This is a genomic window from Microbacterium sp. SMR1, assembly GCF_003289625.1.
GTDB lineage: Bacteria > Actinomycetota > Actinomycetes > Actinomycetales > Microbacteriaceae > Microbacterium > Microbacterium plantarum.
This window is the reverse complement of the sequence record NZ_QMBN01000002.1, coordinates 861,828-880,141: the sequence shown is the minus strand read 5'-3', so window position 1 is coordinate 880,141 and position 18,314 is coordinate 861,828. Positions and strand designations below refer to the sequence as shown.

The window sequence follows — 18,314 nt, the reverse complement described above, 5'->3', positions numbered from 1 at the left end:
TTCGAATCGGTCGCGGGCGCTGGGGGATATACGCGAAAGGGCGGCCGCCGCCCCCGAAAGAGCTGCGGCCGCCCGTCGTGCGAACGCGGATCTGCGCGATCAGTTCTCGATCGGCACCACCGGCGCGGCTGCGTCGGTCGTGACCTCGACCTTGCGCGGCTTGGCCTTCTCGCTGACCGGGATGGTCACGGTCAGAACGCCGTTGTTGTAGGTCGCGGCGATGCCTTCCGTGTCGACGCCCTGGCCGAGGTTCAGCTGACGCAGGAAGCTCGCGGCTTCACGCTCGCGCGTGATCCACTTCACTCCGTCACCGCTCGCAAGCGTGCGCTCGGCGCGGATGGTCAGCAGCTGGCCGTCGACGTCGATGTCGACCGAGCCCGGGTCGATGCCCGGCAGGTCGGCGGTCATCACGTAGTGGTCGCCGTCACGGTAGAGGTCCATCGGCATGCGACGGGGGCCGCGGCGCGTGTCGAAGAGGCTCGAGGCGATGCGGTCGAGGTCGCGGAACGGGTCATAAGTAGCCATCGATCTTTCCCTTCTCTGATGCTTCGTGTTGAGATCTGAAAGTTGAGCCATACCGGCTCAACTGCATCCAGATTAGCACTCTCCCCCATCGAGTGCCAAGGGTTCTCGCACGGCGAACAGCGCCCCCGAAGATGGGGCGCGGAAGGACCTCTCAGCACTCGACGACGTTCACCGCGAGACCGCCCTCGCTCGTCTCCTTGTACTTGTGCGACATGTCTATCCCGGTCTGGCGCATCGTCTCGACGACGGCATCCAGCGACACGTAATGCTGCCCGTCACCCCGCAACGCGAGTCGCGCCGCGGTGACCGCCGTCGACGCCGCGATCGCGTTGCGCTCGATGCACGGGATCTGCACGAGGCCACCGACCGGGTCGCACGTGAGCCCGAGGTGGTGCTCCATCGCGATCTCCGCCGCATTCTCGATCTGCGCACTGTTGCCGCCCATGACCGCCGTCAGGCCTCCCGCAGCCATTGCGCACGCAGATCCGACCTCGGCCTGGCAGCCGCCCTCCGCACCCGAGATGGACGCGTTCGCCTTGAACAGCGACCCCAGAGCCGTCGCGGTCAACAGGAACCGCCTGATGCCGCGGCGCCGATCCAGATCCTCCGATGCGAGCCGCGACTCCGCCGCGAACCGCCACCAGTACATAGCCACCGCCGGAAGGATTCCTGCGGCACCGTTGGTGGGCGCGGTGACCACGCGTCCACCCGACGCGTTCTCCTCGTTGACGGCGAGCGCGAAAGCACCGAGCCACTCCCCCGGCAGCTCACGCCCGCCGGCCGCCTCCGCCTGTTCGAGCTGCGCCCGCATCGCCCCCGCCCGGCGCCGCACGCGCAGCATCCCCGGCAAGGTGCCGTCGGCTCGAAGCCCCGCCTCGACGCACCCCGCCATGGCATCCCAGATCGCGTCGAGGCCGGCAGCGACCTCGGCCTCGGGCCGGAGTGCCTCCTCGTTGCGGCGCGCGAGGCCGGCGATGCTCATCTGCTCGCGCTCGCACAGCTCGAGCAGCTCCGCCGCGGTGCTGAAACGGTACGGCCAGGCGACAGCGCACGAACCTCCGCGCCGTCCGCCCGCCTCGGCGGCTTCGCCTGCGCGACGGATGAAGCCGCCCCCGACCGAGAGATACGTTTCCGACGCGACGAGATCGCCCGCGGCGTCCCACGCGCTCAGGGTCATCGCGTTGGGATGCTCCGGAAGCCGCGTCCGCGGTTCGAAGGTCACGTCGCTCCGCGAGAACGGCACCGCGTGCCACCCCGCGAGCACCAGGGGCGACCCGTCGACCCATTCGGTCCACGCGCCGCGAACCACGTCGGGATCGACGGTCTCGGGCGCATGACCCTGCAGCCCCGCGACCACGGCGTCGGGCGTGCCGTGCCCGATCCCCGTCGCTCCGAGCGACCCGTACAGCACGCAGCCGACACGTGCGACCTCAGGAAGCCGCCCCGCGGCCTCCAGCCTGACGACGAAAGCACGGGCAGCACGCAACGGGCCGACCGTGTGGGAGCTCGAGGGTCCTACACCGATGGAGAACAGCTCGAACGCCGAGACGTAAGCGCTCACTCGCCCAGGCTACGCCAGCATCTGCCGTACGGGCCCGGTGGCGTCAAGGGGCTGCTGTCGGGCGCACTGTACGCCTATCGTCGCGATCGATGACCGCCCTACCCCATCCCCGCCTTGTCTCGCTGAAAGCCGCGGCGCGGACCGCGGGCGGCGAGGCCTTCGCGCTCTCTCGTCTGCTGCTCGCCGGCAAGGCGGCCCTCGCCGCGGCGATCGCCTGGTATCTCGCGCCGTACGTACCCTTCGCGCACGATGAGTACTCCTACTACGCGCCGCTCGGCGTGCTCGTGAGCATGTATCCGACGATCGCCGACTCGGCCAAAGCCGGCCTGCAGGCGGTCGGCGGCCTGGCGATCGGCATCGCGATCGGCCTGGTGGGCCTGTGGTTCGTGTCAGGCCCCAGCCCCCGCATCGTGGGTGTGGCGATCGTCGTCGGCGTCGGCGTCGCCGTCGGCGGCATCCGGGCGCTCGGCACCGGCCGGGACTGGATCGCCATCGCCGCCCTGTTCGTACTGCTGCTCGGGGCGAACGACGCGGGCGGCTTCTCGGTGTCGTACCTCGTCACGATGGCGTTCGGCGTCGTCATCGGCGTCGCCGTCAATCTCGCCATCATTCCGCCCCTCTACCTCCGCCGCGCCGCCACACGCCTGTCGCAGCTGCGCGACGCCGTATCGGACCGGCTCGAGATGCTCGCGACCTCGATCGCCGACGGTGAACCGGCCGACGAGGCCGGTCAGCGCTATCTCGAGGAGATCCTCGACGCCGTGTCGACCGACGTCCGCGAGGCCGCACGCAGCCGCAAAGCGCATCCGCTCGCCCGTCGCCGACGGGGCATCGAGACGGAGAACAACCGCCGATTGCGCGCGCTCGAGAACACCGTCCGCCAGACGATCGAGCTGGCCGACGGCATCGACGGGCTGCCCCTCACACCGGATGCCGCGCCCCCGCGTGCCGCACTCGCCGAGGCTGTCCGTGCGACCGCCCGAGCCGTGGCTCGCCCTCTGGGCGACCCCGCCGCCGCGACCACGGTCGAGGATGCCGAGAAGGCGCTCGCCCGCGTCATCGAGACGGTTCCCGCCCGCAACGACGGGCGCATCTCACCGTGGACGCGGACCGCCGTCGACCTCAGCCGCATCATCGACGCCTCGCGACCCTTCACCTGAGCCGCGGGGCTCCTCAGCGCGCGGGGATGCCCAGTACCCGCTCGAGGTAGGGGCCCGAGAACTTCCCCGCCGGATCAACGCGCGCCACGAGCTCCCGGAAGTCATCCAGGTGCGGCAGCGATCCGCCGATGGGCATCGAGAAGACCTTGCCCCAGTGCGGGCGCGGATCGAAGGGGGCGAGCACCCGCTCCACGTGCGAGATGGCCGTGCGCACGGCATCCGGCTCGTTCTTCCAGGTGAAATGGATGCACACGCTGTCACGTCCGAACCCAGGAGAGAGCCAGAGGTCATCGGCGGCGACGGTGCGCAGCTCCGTGACGAGGAGGGCGGGCTCTACCCGGTCGGCGATCGAGCGGACGGCAGCGATGGCGTCGACGGCGACAGCCCGGTCGACCCAGTACTCCGTCTGGATCTCGTCGCCGTTGGACGGCGTCGCATCGATGCGGAAATGAGGCAGACGCTCGCACCAGTCGCCCGGGACGCCGCCCTGCTCGGTCGTGTTGTCGACCCCGTCGGCCGCCGGCGAGTCCGCCTTCGCCGTCACCCGGCGTGCGCTCAGCACCCGTTCCGGCATGTCAGGAGCCGAGGTGTCGTCGAGGCGCTCCTTGACCCACACCTCGCCGACGTCGGGCGTGTTCCAGCGTGTGAAGACACTGACGCTGTAACCGGCTGCCGTCACCTCGTCGAATCGCTCGAAGAGGTCATCCCACGTCAGGCCGGCGTAGGTGTCCTGCCTCACCTGATACGTCGGCTCGATCGCGAGCGTCAGCCGGACGACCGGCCCGAGGGCGCCGAGGTGGACCACACTGCCGGCGAAGTCGGCGTCGCCCGCGGAGACCGTGCGGAGCTCACCACCCGGGCCGATGAACTCCAGCGCTCGCACGGCGGTGGCGAGGGATCCGTTGCGATCCCCCGAGCCGTGCGTCGACGTCGCCGTCGCACCTCCGACGGAGATGTGGGGCAGTGACCCCATGTTGTGCAGCGCCCAGCCGTGATCGGCGAGGTGGCGCGCGACCACGGCGTAGCGCGTGCCGGCCCCCACTGTCACCGTGCGGGCCGTGTCGTCGACCTCGATGTCGGGCGCGATCGTCGTCAGGTCGAGAAGGATGCCGGGAGTATCGGCCAGATCGTTGAAGGAATGCCGCGTTCCCAGCGTCCGGATGCGGTCGTGTGAGGCGACCAACCGCTGCGCCTCGGCGATCGTCGTCGGTGTCAGCACAGCTTCGGCGGCGAAGGTGTGCGTTCCGGCCCAGTTCCGTTCGGTCACGACCCCACGCTACGCGATACCCGTCGAGAATGTATAGGAGCGCAACAAAGTCGGCGGGAGCAGCCAGGAAAACAAAGAAGCCCCCGCAGAGCGGAGGCTTCTCGTTCACTGTCTCAACACAGTGTGCGCCCGAAGGGACTCGAACCCCTAACCTTCTGATCCGTAGTCAGATGCTCTATCCATTGAGCTACGGGCGCATGTCCCGGAATCTCTCCCGGGCCGTCGTCAAGCATAGCCCGCTCTCGCGCAAAGAGCGAATCGAGCGCGGAGTGGCTAATCGATCACCGGCGCGACCGCGGGATCCACGGCCTCGTCGCGCTCGACCGCCTGGCGCTGAGCATTGCGCCGCTGCGAGCGCAGGCGCGGCAGATCGACCATCCGCAGGGCCTGCATGCGGGCCGTGCGCATGCGCTCGTAGTCGGGCTCGAGATCGGGCCGCGCCGCCTCGATCCGCAGCGTGCGATCGATGTTTCCGGCCACCTCGCCCCACGCGGCCTCGCGCGCGTCGGCGATGAGCTTGCGCAGCTCGGCCTCGTCGGCGGCGCGCTCGCGCAGCTCCTTCGCGATCCGCAGCGACTGCTTCCGCCGTCGCCGCAGGTTCGACACATCACGGCTGCGATAGTCGTGCGTTCCGCTCGAATCGCTGTAGCGGCCGCTCGCCGCCTTGCGTTCACGGTGGGTGCGTTCGGCGTCGGCCTCGGCCTCCTCGGCGAGCGAGATCAGCGCGTCACGCGCGTCGTCGAGGAAACGATCGGCCTCGAAGTCGCGCCCATCGGCGAGGATGTCGACGAGGATGGCGTTCTTGAGCGCGAGGCGGGTCGCCGCGGAGGCGATGTACAAACCTTCGGCGACGATCTCCGAGCTCTTGGTACGCGCTTGACGGGTGGCCAACGCTGCCCCTCCTCACCTCACCCCAATCCTACGGGGCGCGCGTGTCAGCCGAGCTTGGCGACGACCGCCGCGATCCGCCGCGCGCGCGTCTCGGGCGCCTTCGCGGACTCGATGTTCACGACGTGCGCCTTGCGCGCACTCGGCGACAGCGCGGCGAACGCCTCACTCGCCCCGGCATCCGTCAGGGCGGTGGCGAGATCGGCCGGCACCTCGACCTCGCGCGGCGCGTCGTCGAGCTCAATGTCGACGACGATCCGGTCGCCTCCCGCAAGCCCGCTCTCGCGCCGTCGCTCCGCTGAGAAGGGGATGAGGGCGAGACCCCGCATCGACCCCACCGTGCTGCGGAAAGCGAACCCGTTGACCGTGACCGAGACCGCCGGGCGACGGCCGCCGCCGAGGGCATCCAGCACCGAGAACGGCACCTCGATGCCGGTGTTGTTGCCGAACTGGGACAGCGTGGTCTCGAATCGCACGCTCCTCCATACCACCGCCCGATAAGGGCGCACAAGGCCTATGAGCCGTGAGATCGCTGACCGTAGCCTCGCGTCACGGCCTGGGCATTACTCCCCATCGATATCGACGACTCACACAAGATCGGACGCCCCGGGCTCCGTCAGAGGCAAACCGATCTGCCACTGTCACCGAACAACCGCAGCACCGCGACATCCGTCGCCCAATGGGAGGGAACCCTCATGCGTACATCACCGAACCGCCTCGTGGCGATCATCTTCGGCGCCGTCTACATCCTCGTCGGCCTCCTCGGCTTCACCGTGACCGCGGGCGTCGACTTCATCGCCACCGAGGGTGGCCTGCTGCTCGGCATCTTCGAGGTCAACCCGCTGCACAACATCGCGCACCTCCTGATCGGTGCCGCGCTGCTCATCGGCGGCCTCTCGGGCGTCCGCGCCGCGAAGGGCGTCAACGTCACCGTCGGAGCGGCCTACCTGCTGCTCGGCATCGTCGGCTTCTTCATCCAGGACAGCGCTGCGAACGTGCTCGCCCTGAACACCGCCGACCACTTCCTCCACCTCGCCAGCGCCCTCGTGCTGCTGGGTGTCGGCCTCGGCACCGACCGCGCCGTCGACAACCGTCGCCACGCCGTCGCCTGATGAACACCGCCGCGCTCACCCGCTCCTGGCCCACGCTCGCCGCGTGGGGGGCTGGCCTGCTTCAGCTCGGCGTGGGCGCGGGCATGATCACGCAGGGCACCGGCGTCGCTGACCGCGGCGTCGGTGTCCTCGCGGCGGTCGTCGGGGCGGCCGCGCTCGGTTGGGGCGTCGCCGCCCTGACCCGCGGCCGCCTCGTCGCTCCCCGCGTCGCGATGGCCATCGCCGTCGTCGGCACGGTCGTATCGGGGCTCGCTCTCGCAGCGGACCCGATGCGGATCAGCGTGCACGCCGTCGGCGTGACCGCACTTCTCCAAGTGGCGTACGGCGTGGCCGCGGCGGCCGTCGTGCGCCGGGCGCGCTCGGCGTCCGCCGGCACCTCCCCCGCCGACGCCCGCGTCGCCCCGCGGACGAGCGTCATCGGACTCGTCGCAGGCTGCGTCATCGTCGCCGGGCTCGTCACGCCCGCGCTGGGCGCGACGGAAGCCGGCCGGGCCGCCCCGAGCCACTCCGACCACCCGCTCTTCTCCACCGAGCACAGCCACTGATCCAGCCGCCGCTCGGCGGCTCGGACAGCTCGGATCCGGTCAGATCGCGCTGATGCGCCAGGAGGCCTCGACCGTGTCGGCCGGCTCGATGAAGACGAGCCCCGCGTCGTAGTCGTACCGTGAGGCGTTGAAGGCATCCGGCGCGCACGTCATGGGTTCGACGGCCAGACCCGCGCGGTGCCCCGGCTGAGCCGGCCCGCCGGGGAGGTCTGCGGTGTGAACCTGGACCCACGGGCACGCGGCATCCCACGAGATCGCGACACCGGTTCCCGACGGTTCGGTCACCCGTACGGCGGCGATGCCGTCCTCGCCACGTGAGAGCGCCGTGAACGCGTGGTCGATCTCGACGGGGCCCAGCGTCCGCGGCTGGCGGAAGTCGAACTCGGCGACATCCGCGACGTCGGCCAGCCCGACCGGCGAGAGCCGATCGGGGGTGACCTCGAGCACACGGTCGGCAGGCAGCTCGAGCGTCCACTCGTCCAGCGGCGCCGATCCGGCGACGAGATACGGGTGCGGGCCGGTGCCGAAGGGCGCGGCACCCGCGCTCTCGTTCGTCGCACGCACTGTCTGCGTCAGGCCGTCGGCCCCGAGCCGGTAGGTCGTCTCGATGCGCACGGTCCACGGGTAGGCGGTCTGCGCGACGATCGTGGCGCCGAGCGTCACGTGATCGGCCCCGACGACCACGGGCTCGAAGTCGAGCCACGCCACCAGGCCGTGCAGCGCGTGGTGGCGCTCGGGCTCGGTGAGGGCGAGGCGGTAGCGCGTGCCCGCCACCTCGTACTCACCGTCGACGACGCGGTTGGGCCACGGTGCCAGCGTCGCACCGCGGTATCCCGGGCGCACCTCGTCCTCGCCGTAGGGCACGACGAGGTCGCGTCCGGCGACCTGGAAGGAGCGCAGCGACGCCCCCACGCTCGCCACGATCGCCTCGGCGTCGCCGAATCGCAGCACGTACGACGTTCCGGATGCCGCCACGGGCGTCCCCTCTCGGTTCTGGTCCTGAGAGCTCACAGTCCGCGGGCCAGGCGGTAGTAGGCCTGGTTCCAGCGGAGCTCCTTCTGGAATCCTCGCACCGTCGTGTCCTCGTCGATGACCACGAGCTCCGTGCCGGCGATCTCGGCGAAGTCGCGGAAGACCTCGATACCGACGGCCGTCGTCATGACGGTGTGGTGGGCGGCACCGGCGGCGAGCCAGCACGCGGCCGACGTGGCGAAGTCGGGGGCCGGCTTCCAGATCGCCCGGCCCACGGGCAGCTTCGGCAGGTCGGGAGCCTCGACGTTCTCGACCACGTTCGCCGTCAGGCGGAAGCGGTCGCGCATGTCGCTCATCGCGACCACGAGGGCGGGACCCGGGTCGGCGGTGAAGACGAGGCGCACCGGGTCGTCCTTGCCGCCGATGCCCAGCGGGTGGATCTCCAGACGCGGCTTGGCGGTCGTCAGCGACGGCGACACCTCGAGCATGTGCGCCCCGAGGATGCGCTCCGAACCGGGAACGAGGTCGTACGTGTAGTCCTCCATGAGGCTCGCCCCGCCGGGCAGGCCCGAACCCATGACGTTGGCGACGCGCACGAGGATCGCGGTCTTCCAGTCGCCCTCGGCGCCGAAGCCGTACCCCTCGGCCATGAGGCGCTGGACGGCGAGCCCGGGAAGCTGCTTGAGCGCGCCGAGGTCTTCGAACGACGTCGTGAAGGCGCCGAACCCGCCTGCCTCGAGGAACGAGCGCAGCCCGATCTCGATCGCCGCGCCGTCGCGCAGCGACTGGTGACGCTCGGCCCCGGGAAGAAGTTCCTCAGCGACGTCGTACTGCGCGAGATACACCTCGACGAGCGCGTCGATGTCGGCGTCGGAGGCCGCGGCGACGGCATCCGCCAGCTCGTTCACGCCCCACGTGTTGACCTGGACGCCGAACTGCAGCTCGGCCTCGGTCTTGTCGCCCTCCGTGACGGCGACGTAGCGCATGTTGTCGCCGAAGCGCGCGAGCTTGAGCGTACGGGCGGCCTGCCAGCCGGCCGCGGCTCGCTGCCAGTCCTCGATCTGGCGCGTGACCTCGGGGTTCGAGACGTGGCCGACGACGGTCTTGCGCGAGACGCCGAGGCGGGTCTGGATGTAGCCGAACTCGCGGTCGCCGTGAGCGGCCTGGTTGAGGTTCATGAAGTCGAAGTCGATGTCGGCCCAGGGCAGCTCGACGTTGGCCTGCGTGTGCAGGTGCAGCAGCGGCTTGCGAAGAGCGTCGAGGCCCGTGATCCACATCTTGGCGGGGCTGAAGGTGTGCATCCACGCGATGACGCCGATCACCGAGTCGTCAGCGTTGGCGTCGAGCGCAAGTCGGCGAATCGACTCGGAGTCCTTGAGCACCGGCTTCCATTCGACGCGCACCGGCAGCCCGGCGAGGCCGTCGACGACCTGCTGCGACTGCTCGGCGACCTGGCGCAGGGTTTCCTCGCCATAGAGGTTCTGGCTGCCCGTCACGAACCAGACGGTGTACTGCTCGAGAGAGGTGGAGAGGGTCATTGTTCTTCTTCCGGTGATGTCGGACGGGTCAGGAGAGGGCGGCGACGGCGGCGCGCTCGACGGCGAGCCCCGCGTCGTAACGGTCGAGGTAGGCGGCGAAGCCGGCGGCATCCGCCTCGTCGGGCTCGGCGACGTCGATCGACGCCGACGCGAACACGCGCTCGCGGAGATAGGCGTCGAGATCGAGACCGTCGCCGTGGGCGAGGTAGTCGGCGAGGACGGCGATGCCCCAGGCCCCGCCTTCGGAGGCGGTGTCGCCGACCGCGACCGGGGCGCCGAGCGCGGCGGCGAGAAATCGCTGGGCGACTCCGGCGGTGCGGAACATGCCGCCATGGGCGAACATCCGGTCGAGCTGCACCCCCTCGCGGTCGAGCACGCGCATGCCGAGCGCGAGCGTGCCGAACACGCCGTACAGCTGCGCCCGGATCGCGTTGGCGAGCGTGAACCGGCTGTCGGGGGTGCGCACGAAGAGCGGACGGCCCTCCTCGGTGCCGGCGATCGGCTCGCCCGCGAGGTGGTTGTAGGCCAGCAGGCCGCCGGCGTCCGGGTCGCCCGTCAGCGCCTCTCGGAACAGGGTGTCGTACACCGCGTCCGCGTCGAGCGTCGATCCCGATGCCGCGGCGAACCGCTCGAACATCCCCACCCAGGCCGCGAGCTCGCTGGCCCCGTTGTTGCAGTGGACCATCGCGACGAGGTCGCCCGCGGGGGTGGTGACGACGTCGATCTCGTGATGCGTGGACTGCAGCGGGCGCTCGAGCACGACCATCGCGAAGATGCTCGTGCCGGCGCTGACGTTGCCGGTGCGGGGCGCGACGGCCTCGGTGGCGACCATGCCGGTGCCCGCGTCGCCCTCCGGTGGGCAGAAGGGGATGCCGGGGCGCAGCACGCCGGACGGATCGAGCAGCGCGGCACCAGCCGCGGTGAGCGAGCCGGCGACCTGACCCGCCACGCGGACCTCGGGCAGCAGAGCACGGAGGTTCGCGGGGAGTCGCCCGGCGCTGTGCGCGTCGAAGAGGTCGACGCGGCGCTGGTCGTAGTCGCGCGTCACCGGGTCGATCGGGAACATCCCCGATGCATCGCCGACTCCGAGAACCTTCTCGCCGGTGAGGCTCGCGTGCACGTACCCGGCGAGGGTGGTCACGTGACGGATGTCGGCGACGTGCGCCTCGCCGTCGAGCACCGCCTGGTGCAGGTGGGCGACCGACCACCGCAGCGGGATGTTGATGCCGAGCAGCTCGGTGAGCTCGGCCGCGGCCGGGCCCGTGCTCGTGTTGCGCCACGTCCGGAACGGCACGAGCAGCTCGTCGTCGGCGTCGAACGCGAGGTAGCCGTGCATCATCGCCGAGACGCCGATCGCGCCGAAGGTCGCGGGCACGACGTCGTACTCCGACTCGACCGCGGCCGCCAGGTCGGCGTAGGCCGCCTGGAGACCCGACCAGACGTCGTCGAGGGAGTACGTCCACCGCCGCTCTTCGAAGCGGTTCTCCCACGCGTGCGAACCGGTCGCGAGCACCTGCGTGGGGTCTGAGCCGATGAGGCACGCCTTGATGCGCGTCGAACCGAACTCGATGCCCAGGCTCGTGCGACCGGCGAGGATGTCGTCGCGCTCTGCCGATCGGTCGCGCGTGGCGGTGTGGGTCACGGATGCCTCCATTGGTCGTGCCGCGGTGGGATCATGTTACCGGTAACACCGCGCCGACGCGAGTGTCGGCGCGGACGGATCGGCGAACCTCAGACCCGGCGAGTCGAGTCGCGCACGACGAGCCGCGGCAGCGAGGGGTCGGCGGGGGCATCGTCGCCCAGCAGGATGCGGACGCACCGCCGCGCCTCCCCCGAGATGTCGAGACGCACCGTGGTGAGGGCGGGCCGGTAGAACGCGGCGTCCGGATGGTCGTCGAAACCGACCACGCTCACGTCCGCGGGCACATCCAGCCCGAGGCGGGCCAGCCCGGAGATCAGGCCGAGCGCCATCTGATCGTTCGCGACGACGATCGCGGTCGGCCCGGCTGCGTCGCCGACGGCGGCGGCGACGCGGGAAGCGATGGCTGCACCCGAGCCGGCGGACCAGTCGCCGCGCCATCGACCCGCGAGCTGCAGTCCCCGGCGCGCGAGCGCAGACTCGGCGCCGGTGTCGCGCGCGACGGCCTCGAGCCAGGCAGCGGGGCCCGACAGCTGAGCGATGCGGCGGTGCCCGGCGTCCAGCAGGTGATCGACGGCGAGCGCCGCTCCCTCGGCGCCGCGGTCGCCGCCCCCGCTCGCTCGCTCCCCCGCGGCATCCACTCGTGCATGCAGCGGCACGACGGGAACTCCGAGGGATGCCGCAGCAAGAGTCTCGAGGGCGGCGGTATGCGGCGCCACGACGACGATCCCGTCCACCCCCTGGGCGAGCAGGTGATCGGCGGCAGCGGTCACGCTCCCCGCGTCGGAGCCGTCGGCGTAGGCCGTGGCGATCCACCGGCCCGCCGCGCGCGCGGCACGTTCGAGGGCGCCGATGCCCGCCGCGGGGCCGTAGAGGTCGGTGTCGGAGGCGATCACCCCGATCGTGCGCGTCGTCGCGGTCCCGAGGGCACGGGCCGCGTTGTTGACGCGGTAGCCGAGCTCGGCCATCGCTGTGATCACGCGCTCCCGCGTCTCGGGCCGGATGTGGGGGTGGTCGTTGATGACACGCGAGACCGTCTGCGTCGACACCCCCGCGGCGGCGGCGACATCCCGCACGCCCACTCGCGCCCGCCCGGGCATCGCTTCGCTCACTGCGCCAGGCTAGCGGGCATGCCGAAGGGCGGCACCGGCCGAAGCCGCGTGCCGCCCTTCGAGACCTCTCGGTCGGACCGGATCCGCTGGATCAGCGGTCGCCGAGGATGCCGCCGACGAGGTCGTCGACGTCGGAGGTCACGTCCGAGGTGATGCCGCCGACGAGGTTGTCGACGGTGCTGCCGATTCCGCTCGTGACATCGCCCGTGCTGACCTCGCCGGTGCTGACGTCGCCGGTGCCGACGTCCGTGCCGTTGCCGAGGTCGGTGTCGGTCTGGTTGCCGTTGCCGACCTCGTTGCCGTTGCCGGTCTCGTTGCCGTTGCCGGTCTCGTTGCCCGAGACGATGGGGGCGTCGACCGGGGCGTCCACGGCGGTGTCGTTGCCCGAGGCGATCGGGGTGTCGTTGCCCGAGAGAAGCGCGCCGTTGCCGACGTCGCTGATCAGCGGGCCGTTGACGAGGCCGCCCTCGAGCCCGAGGTTGCCGACGTTCGCGTTCTCGCCCACGCCGTTGCCGTTGGCCTCGAGGACGCCGTCGATCCACGTCGACAGCGCATCGAACGACGATGCGACATCCGTGGTGGTGGTCGTGTCGGTGGTGGACGAGTCGACTGCGGTGGTGTCGTCAGCCGACGCGGGCAGGGCGAATCCGGCGGTGGCGATCGCGGCGGCACCCAGGCCCGCCGTGCCGAAGATTGCTGCTCGCTTCAGGTTCGTACGCATGTCTCTTCCTTCCGTCACGTGCGCTGGATTGCGGCACGTGGGGCTATCCGGGACGACCCCCGGATGCGGATTGGACACCTCGAGCGAAAACCGTGCATCCGCCCCCGTTCGGGCCGCCTGCGATCCGCGCCCTCATGCGGATCGCGGCGGTTTCCTGGCAGTCGCCTGGGAACGATCGATCCGGCGCACGTAGGCTCTCCGTCATGCGCGCAGAGCTCGCCGATCGCCGTGACACGACCACGACCGCCACCTCTGGTCAGTCGCGCTGGTCCGCGGGGAGGGAGCGCAACGGGGTCTGGTCTGGCTGTCGGGTTACGACTACGACGACACCCCGACCGACGGCGTCGAATGGCAACGTCGTCGCGAGATGCAGGATCGCTACCTGATGGCGCGTTCCCGTCGCGGCGAGCCGCCCGTGCTCCCCGACGGACGGCGCGTCATCCGCATGTTCTCGGGATGGGCCTCGAGCCCGCTGTGGGAGAGCTTCACCGACGATTACGTCGTCGACCCGCGCAGTCTCGGGATCAGCGATGATCTGACCCGGGACCTCCTCGCCTGGGACGGTGCGAGCTCGCGCCCGTCGCCGAGGTGCGCCCCGATTTCTGGGCCACCGGGTAAGGGCGCAGCTGAACTCAGGCCTTGACCGGCCGGCCGCGCTTGGGCTTGTCGGTCGACAGCTCGATCGCCATGGCGCGTCCCGGATGCTGCGCGAGGCGCTGCTCGGTGTGGTCGAGCCACCGCACCTCGGCCTCGGCCGCGAAGACCATGGAATCGACCACGAGCGACCAGGCGAGCTCCTCGGGGCCCTCGGGGTTCGCGCCGGCGTACTCGGAAGTGCGGAGCTCCTGCAGCCGCGCGAGCGAGGAGCGACGCTGCGCCGCGATCACCTCGCCGACGTCGACTCCGGGGAGGGTCGCCGCGACCGCGAGCTTGATCGCGAGCTCATCGCGTGTGCCCGCCGGCCGTTCGACGGGCGAGCCCAACCATGACGCGACCTCGGCGCGACCGGCATCCGTGATCTGCCAGTAGACGTGGCCCTGCCCATCGACCGCCCCCTTCTCGACGAGCCCGTCCCGCTCGAGCCGGTCGAGGGTGTTGTAGATCTGGCCGACGTTCAGCGGCCACGTCGACCCGGTCCGACGGTCGAACTCCGCCCGCAGCTGATAGCCGTAGCAGGGGCCTTGATCGAGGATCGCCAGAAGGCTGAGTCGAACCGACACGATCGTCCTTTCGCATACCGGGTATGTAGTTTGCGAGTATATGCATACCGGGTATCGAACGACCTACCGGCGCGGCCCCACCACGATCAGGCTGCTGAGGATGCCGAGCCCGACGCCCACCGCGGTGTCGACGACGCGCTCTGCCGCGAGCTCCGCACCGCCCGCGCCCGCCGCGCTCAGGATGAGCAGCACGAGCGGCGTGATGAAGACGAGCGCGAGCGCGTAATGACGCACGACGACGAGCTCGATGACGAACTGCAGTGCGCCGAGCACGATGCCGAGCACGACGCCGCCGAGCGGCACGACGCTGATCGCGAGGAACACCGCCGCACCAGCCGCGGTGCCGAGCGCCCGGTGGATGCCGCGCGAGAGCGCGACGCGCCGACTCGCGCTGACCCCGAGCACGGCGATCCCCGCCCCGACGATCCAATAGGCGCGCTCGGGATCGACGAGGAGCGCGATCGCCGTGCCGACGACCGCCACCGCCGCCGTGCGCGTGACGAGTGTCCGCGTCGTCGCCCCGCCCCAGGCGGCGGGGAAGAGAGAGCGCAGCGCTCGAGGCTGCGTGCCGCGGTGCGCGCGCCGCACGAGAGGGGCCGCCGTGACCAGCCACCCGAACAGGAGCGACGTCGCGAGGATACCGAGGTACAGCGCCGGGTTCACCGCGTGCGATGACTGCGGCGCGGTGACGTGGGCCGACAGTCCGTAGATGAGCACGGCGAACAGCGGGCCCGGCGGCCCCACCGAGCGCCCGAAGACCAGAACGGATGCCGCGACGGCGACCACGATGAGGCCGACGGCCACCGCAACGGGACCGATGGCCGCCGCCGCGACCCCGACCGCCGCGCACGACCACAGCACCGCCGCGACGATCGGGACGAAGCGCAGGCGCTCGAGCGGCGACAGACGCCCACCGTAGAGCGTCGCGAACGCTCCGGTCGCCGCGAGCAGCGCGATGCTCTCGAGCCCCAGCGCCGAGAGCACGATGACCGGCGCCGCCATCGCCAGCGCGGCCTGCAGCCCCAGATGCCAGCGTGGCCCCGGCGACGGCCCGAATCGCGTCAGGCTGCGCCCCAGCTCGCCCGCCTCACGCCGCCACCGGCCGGAACTGTCGGGCGTCGGTTCGGGCGAAAACGGCATTACCCCATTGTCTCGCGAGAACGGCGACGCCCGCGCACCGGCACGTACCCTGGAGGCGGAGAACGACATGAGCGACGATTCCCCCGCATCCCCGACGCCGGACACGCCCGCGCCCGGCGCGCGCGAACGAGCCGCCTACATCGAGACGGCGATCCAGCAGGCCATCCGCCGCGGCGACTTCGACGACCTGCCGGGAGCCGGCAAGCCGATCGCCGACCTCGGCCCGCACCATGACCCCGACTGGTGGATCAAACGGAAGATCCGCGAGGAGCAGCTCACCGGCCTCGGTCCGCCGGCGCTGACCCTGCGGATCGAGCACGCCGAGTTCGATGCCCGCGTCGACGCGCTCACCCGCGAGGACGATGTGCGCGAGTACGTCGCCGACTTCAACCGGCGCGTCGTCGAGGCCCGCCGGCAGCTGCAGGGCGGCCCACCGGTGGTGACGCCGACGCGCGACGTCGAGACCGAGGTCGCGGCCTGGCGTCAGCGTCGCGCGGATGCCGCCGCCGCGGCATCCGCCGCTCCCCCGGTCGAGCCTCGACGCCGTCGGCGGCTGTTCCGGCGCTGAGCGGTTCGCCGGCGCCGGGACGTCAGCGCAGCGCCTGCTCCACGTCGGCGAGCAGATCGTCCACCGACTCGATGCCCACCGACAGCCGCACGACCTCGACCGGCACGGCGGCCTCCGTGCCGCGGACCGAGGCGTGGGTCATCGCATCGGGGTAGTTCACGAGCGACTCGACCCCGCCGAGCGACTCGGCGAGCTGGAACAGCCGCGTGGACTCGGCGAAGCGACGCGCCGCCTCGCCGGACTCGAGCGCGAGCGAGAGCATGCCCCCGAAACGGGTCATCTGCGACGCGGCGAGCTCGTGCCCCGGGTGCGAGGCGAGCCCGGGGTAGAACACGCGGGCGACACGCTCGTGCCCCTCGAGGAACGAGGCGATGGCCCCGGCGTTCTCACTGTGACGCTGCATGCGGACATCGAGCGTCTTGATGCCGCGCGTCGTGAGCCAGGCATCCATCGGTCCCGACACCGCACCGGCGGCGTACTGCAGGAAGCCGATCTTCTCGGCGAGCGCGTCGTCATCGAGCACGAGCGCACCGCCGACGACATCCGAGTGTCCGCCGAGGTACTTCGTCGTGGAGTGCACGACGACGTCGGCCCCGAGCTCGAGAGGACGCTGGAGCGCGGGGGTCGCGAAGGTGTTGTCGACGACGACCAGCGATCCGGCCTCGTGTCCGATCGTCGCGAGCCCGGCGATGTCGGTGATCCGCAGCAGGGGGTTCGACGGCGTCTCCACCCACAGCACACGGGGCGCACGCTCGGCGACCGCGGCCCGCACGGCGTCGAGGTCGCTCATGTCGACGACACGCAGCTTGACCCCCCAGGGCGCCAAGACACGGGCGATGAGGCGATGGGTGCCTCCGTAGACGTCGTTGCCGAGCAGCACCTCGTCGCCGGGCGTCAGCGCGGCACGCAGCAGCACGTCCTCGGCCGCGAGACCCGACGCGAACGAGAAGCCGTGCGCGCCGCCTTCGAGCGCCGCGAGCTGCACCTGGAGCGCCGTCCGGGTCGGGTTGCCCGAGCGGCCGTACTCGTACCCGCCGCGGAGGCCGCCGATGCCGTCCTGAGCGAAGGTGGTCGAGAAGTGCACCGGCGGGATGACGGCCCCGGTGGTGGGGTCGAACTGCTGGCCGGCGTGGACGGCGAGGCTGGCGAGGCCGCGGGCGGAATCGTGCGTGCTCATGCGTCGCTCCTGGTGTCGTGGGTCGTGCGGGGATCGGGGATGCCGTGGTCGGGTTCGTCGACGAGGTCGGCGAACCCGTGGGTCCGCATCCAGTCGTCGTCGTAGATCTTCGAGAGGTATCCGCGGCCATGGTCGGGAAGCACGACCACGACGACGTCGTCGGGTCCGAGGTCGCGTGCCGTCCGCAGGGCGGCGACGACCGCCATGCCCGACGAACCGCCGACCAGCAGTCCCTCTTCGCGCGCCAGGCGTCGGGTCATCGCGAACGATTCCCGGTCGCCGACGCGCTCGTAGCGGTCGACCACCGAGGGGTCGAAGGTCTCCGGCCAGAAGTCCTCGCCGACGCCCTCGACGAGGTACCGCCCCACCTCGCCGCTGTAGATGGATCCATCCGGATCGGCACCGACGATAGTGACCGCGCCGCCGGAGGCTTCGCGCAGGTAACGCCCCGTCCCTGTGATCGTGCCGCCGGTGCCGACCCCAGCGACGAAGTGCGTCACGCGTCCCGCCGTGTCACGCCAGATCTCGGGTCCGGTCGTGTCGTAGTGAGCCCGCGGTCCGGCGGCGTTGGCGAACTGGTTCGGCTTGAACGCGCCGGGGATCTCGCGCGCGAGCCGGTCCGAGACGCTGTAGTACGAGTCCGGATGCTCGGGCGGGACGCTCGCGGGGGTCATCACGACCTCGGCCCCGTACGCCTTCAGCACCGCCACCTTCTCGCCGGCGAACTTGTCGGGCACGACGAAGACCATCCGGTAGCCCCGCTGCTGCGCGACGAGGGCGAGTCCGACACCGGTGTTGCCGCTCGTGGGCTCGACGATCGTGCCGCCCGGGCGCAGCAGTCCGTCGCGCTCGGCGGCCTCGATGATCCTCGCGGCGATGCGGTCCTTCGCCGAGCTGCCCGGGTTGAAGTACTCGACCTTGGCGAGCACGGTCGCGCGCGTCGAGGTGGCGACGCGGGTCAGACGGACGAGCGGGGTGTTGCCGACGAGATCGGCGATGTTCTCTGCGTAGCGCACGAGGGTTTCCTCACGGTGTCCGCGCGCTCAGAGGCGCGGGTGCTGTCGGGGTCGTCTGAGGTGAGCGCGGCGGCGCTCAGCGACAACAACGACAGGTCTGCACGCGTCCACCCTAAGCCAGGGCCACGCCGCTGTCGAGGGCTCCGGCTGTCG

General features: G+C 71.0%; 18 protein-coding genes and 1 tRNA gene. 4 read left to right on the top strand and 15 right to left on the bottom strand.

Annotated features, from left to right (window positions below):
- Positions 1-99: 99 nt before the first annotated feature.
- Positions 100-525, bottom strand: coding sequence for an Hsp20/alpha crystallin family protein (locus DO944_RS08730; RefSeq protein WP_064956137.1), 426 nt, complete (start codon positions 523-525; stop codon positions 100-102).
- A gap of 151 nt (positions 526-676) precedes the next feature.
- Positions 677-2,086 carry an L-serine ammonia-lyase gene (locus DO944_RS08725; RefSeq protein ID WP_112616597.1) on the bottom strand — a complete coding sequence of 470 codons (1,410 nt, stop codon included), beginning with the start codon at positions 2,084-2,086 and terminating at the stop codon, positions 677-679.
- 89 nt (positions 2,087-2,175) lie between these two features.
- On the opposite strand from DO944_RS08725, the gene DO944_RS08720 reads away from it, so the two are divergent.
- Positions 2,176-3,246, top strand: a complete 1,071-nt coding sequence (locus DO944_RS08720; RefSeq protein WP_112616595.1) for an FUSC family protein — start codon at positions 2,176-2,178, stop codon at positions 3,244-3,246.
- 13 nt (positions 3,247-3,259) lie between these two features.
- Here DO944_RS08720 and DO944_RS08715 read toward each other — a convergent pair whose 3' ends face one another.
- The 4 genes from DO944_RS08715 to DO944_RS08700 all read right to left on the bottom strand — a co-directional run bounded on the left by DO944_RS08715 (position 3,260) and on the right by DO944_RS08700 (position 5,877).
- On the bottom strand, positions 3,260-4,513 hold the full coding sequence (locus DO944_RS08715; protein ID WP_112616593.1) for an FAD-binding protein: 1,254 nt from the start codon (positions 4,511-4,513) through the stop codon (positions 3,260-3,262).
- 124 nt (positions 4,514-4,637) lie between these two features.
- A tRNA-Arg gene (locus DO944_RS08710) sits at positions 4,638-4,710 on the bottom strand.
- Between the two features lie 76 nt (positions 4,711-4,786).
- Entirely contained in the window at positions 4,787-5,404 is a 618-nt protein-coding gene (locus DO944_RS08705) for an asparagine synthase (RefSeq protein ID WP_112616591.1), read from the bottom strand.
- A gap of 44 nt (positions 5,405-5,448) precedes the next feature.
- Positions 5,449-5,877 carry a YdeI/OmpD-associated family protein gene (locus tag DO944_RS08700; protein ID WP_112616589.1) on the bottom strand — a complete coding sequence of 143 codons (429 nt, stop codon included), beginning with the start codon at positions 5,875-5,877 and terminating at the stop codon, positions 5,449-5,451.
- A 219-nt stretch (positions 5,878-6,096) separates the two neighbouring features.
- Between DO944_RS08700 and DO944_RS08695 the strand changes: the two genes are divergently transcribed.
- Both DO944_RS08695 and DO944_RS08690 read left to right on the top strand, forming a co-directional pair.
- Positions 6,097-6,513: a DUF4383 domain-containing protein gene (locus DO944_RS08695; RefSeq protein ID WP_112616587.1), complete on the top strand. Its 417-nt coding sequence runs from the start codon at positions 6,097-6,099 to the stop codon at positions 6,511-6,513.
- Positions 6,513-7,058: a hypothetical protein gene (locus DO944_RS08690; protein WP_112616585.1), complete on the top strand. Its 546-nt coding sequence runs from the start codon at positions 6,513-6,515 to the stop codon at positions 7,056-7,058. The genes DO944_RS08695 and DO944_RS08690 overlap by 1 nt, the downstream gene beginning before the upstream one ends.
- A 39-nt stretch (positions 7,059-7,097) precedes the next feature.
- Here DO944_RS08690 and DO944_RS08685 read toward each other — a convergent pair whose 3' ends face one another.
- From DO944_RS08685 to DO944_RS08650, 7 genes are all read right to left on the bottom strand, one after another.
- Positions 7,098-8,033 (bottom strand): aldose 1-epimerase family protein, encoded by a 936-nt coding sequence (locus tag DO944_RS08685; RefSeq protein ID WP_258524628.1) that lies wholly within the window; start codon positions 8,031-8,033, stop codon positions 7,098-7,100.
- A gap of 32 nt (positions 8,034-8,065) precedes the next feature.
- Positions 8,066-9,568: an L-arabinose isomerase gene (gene araA / locus DO944_RS08680; RefSeq protein ID WP_112616582.1), complete on the bottom strand. Its 1,503-nt coding sequence runs from the start codon at positions 9,566-9,568 to the stop codon at positions 8,066-8,068.
- A 28-nt stretch (positions 9,569-9,596) separates the two neighbouring features.
- The gene (locus DO944_RS08675) at positions 9,597-11,222 is read right to left on the bottom strand and encodes a xylulokinase (protein WP_112616581.1); all 1,626 of its coding nucleotides are present in this window, start codon (positions 11,220-11,222) and stop codon (positions 9,597-9,599) included.
- A 77-nt stretch (positions 11,223-11,299) separates the two neighbouring features.
- Complete coding sequence (locus tag DO944_RS08670; RefSeq protein WP_258524626.1) at positions 11,300-12,319, bottom strand: LacI family DNA-binding transcriptional regulator; 1,020 nt, start codon at positions 12,317-12,319, stop codon at positions 11,300-11,302.
- 91 nt (positions 12,320-12,410) lie between these two features.
- Positions 12,411-13,040, bottom strand: coding sequence for a hypothetical protein (locus tag DO944_RS08665; protein WP_112616579.1), 630 nt, complete (start codon positions 13,038-13,040; stop codon positions 12,411-12,413).
- A gap of 632 nt (positions 13,041-13,672) precedes the next feature.
- Positions 13,673-14,260 carry a PadR family transcriptional regulator gene (locus DO944_RS08655; RefSeq protein WP_112616576.1) on the bottom strand — a complete coding sequence of 196 codons (588 nt, stop codon included), beginning with the start codon at positions 14,258-14,260 and terminating at the stop codon, positions 13,673-13,675.
- A gap of 63 nt (positions 14,261-14,323) precedes the next feature.
- A complete protein-coding gene (locus DO944_RS08650) occupies positions 14,324-15,400 on the bottom strand; it encodes an FUSC family protein (protein WP_146752024.1) in 1,077 nt (358 codons plus the stop codon).
- Between the two features lie 67 nt (positions 15,401-15,467).
- Between DO944_RS08650 and DO944_RS08645 the strand changes: the two genes are divergently transcribed.
- Positions 15,468-15,968: a DUF1992 domain-containing protein gene (locus tag DO944_RS08645; RefSeq protein WP_112616572.1), complete on the top strand. Its 501-nt coding sequence runs from the start codon at positions 15,468-15,470 to the stop codon at positions 15,966-15,968.
- A 22-nt stretch (positions 15,969-15,990) separates the two neighbouring features.
- Here the strand turns inward: DO944_RS08645 and DO944_RS08640 are convergent, their stop codons facing one another.
- Complete coding sequence (locus tag DO944_RS08640; protein ID WP_112616570.1) at positions 15,991-17,145, bottom strand: cystathionine gamma-synthase; 1,155 nt, start codon at positions 17,143-17,145, stop codon at positions 15,991-15,993.
- Positions 17,142-18,161: a pyridoxal-phosphate dependent enzyme gene (locus DO944_RS08635; protein ID WP_112616568.1), complete on the bottom strand. Its 1,020-nt coding sequence runs from the start codon at positions 18,159-18,161 to the stop codon at positions 17,142-17,144. The genes DO944_RS08640 and DO944_RS08635 overlap by 4 nt, the downstream gene beginning before the upstream one ends.
- Positions 18,162-18,314 lie beyond the last annotated feature (153 nt).

What these genes read in the sequence shown, in the direction of transcription:
- DO944_RS08645 (WP_112616572.1), top strand. Translation starts at nt 15,468, where the DNA reads ATGAGCGACGATTCCCCCGCATCCCCGACGCCGGACACGCCCGCGCCC.
- DO944_RS08665 (WP_112616579.1), bottom strand. Translation starts at nt 13,040, where the DNA reads ATGCGTACGAACCTGAAGCGAGCAGCAATCTTCGGCACGGCGGGCCTG.
- DO944_RS08650 (WP_146752024.1), bottom strand. Translation starts at nt 15,400, where the DNA reads ATGCCGTTTTCGCCCGAACCGACGCCCGACAGTTCCGGCCGGTGGCGG.
- DO944_RS08675 (WP_112616581.1), bottom strand. Translation starts at nt 11,222, where the DNA reads ATGGAGGCATCCGTGACCCACACCGCCACGCGCGACCGATCGGCAGAG.
- DO944_RS08695 (WP_112616587.1), top strand. Translation starts at nt 6,097, where the DNA reads ATGCGTACATCACCGAACCGCCTCGTGGCGATCATCTTCGGCGCCGTC.
- DO944_RS08720 (WP_112616595.1), top strand. Translation starts at nt 2,176, where the DNA reads ATGACCGCCCTACCCCATCCCCGCCTTGTCTCGCTGAAAGCCGCGGCG.
- DO944_RS08690 (WP_112616585.1), top strand. Translation starts at nt 6,513, where the DNA reads ATGAACACCGCCGCGCTCACCCGCTCCTGGCCCACGCTCGCCGCGTGG.
- araA (WP_112616582.1), bottom strand. Translation starts at nt 9,568, where the DNA reads ATGACCCTCTCCACCTCTCTCGAGCAGTACACCGTCTGGTTCGTGACG.
- DO944_RS08640 (WP_112616570.1), bottom strand. Translation starts at nt 17,145, where the DNA reads ATGAGCACGCACGATTCCGCCCGCGGCCTCGCCAGCCTCGCCGTCCAC.
- DO944_RS08730 (WP_064956137.1), bottom strand. Translation starts at nt 525, where the DNA reads ATGGCTACTTATGACCCGTTCCGCGACCTCGACCGCATCGCCTCGAGC.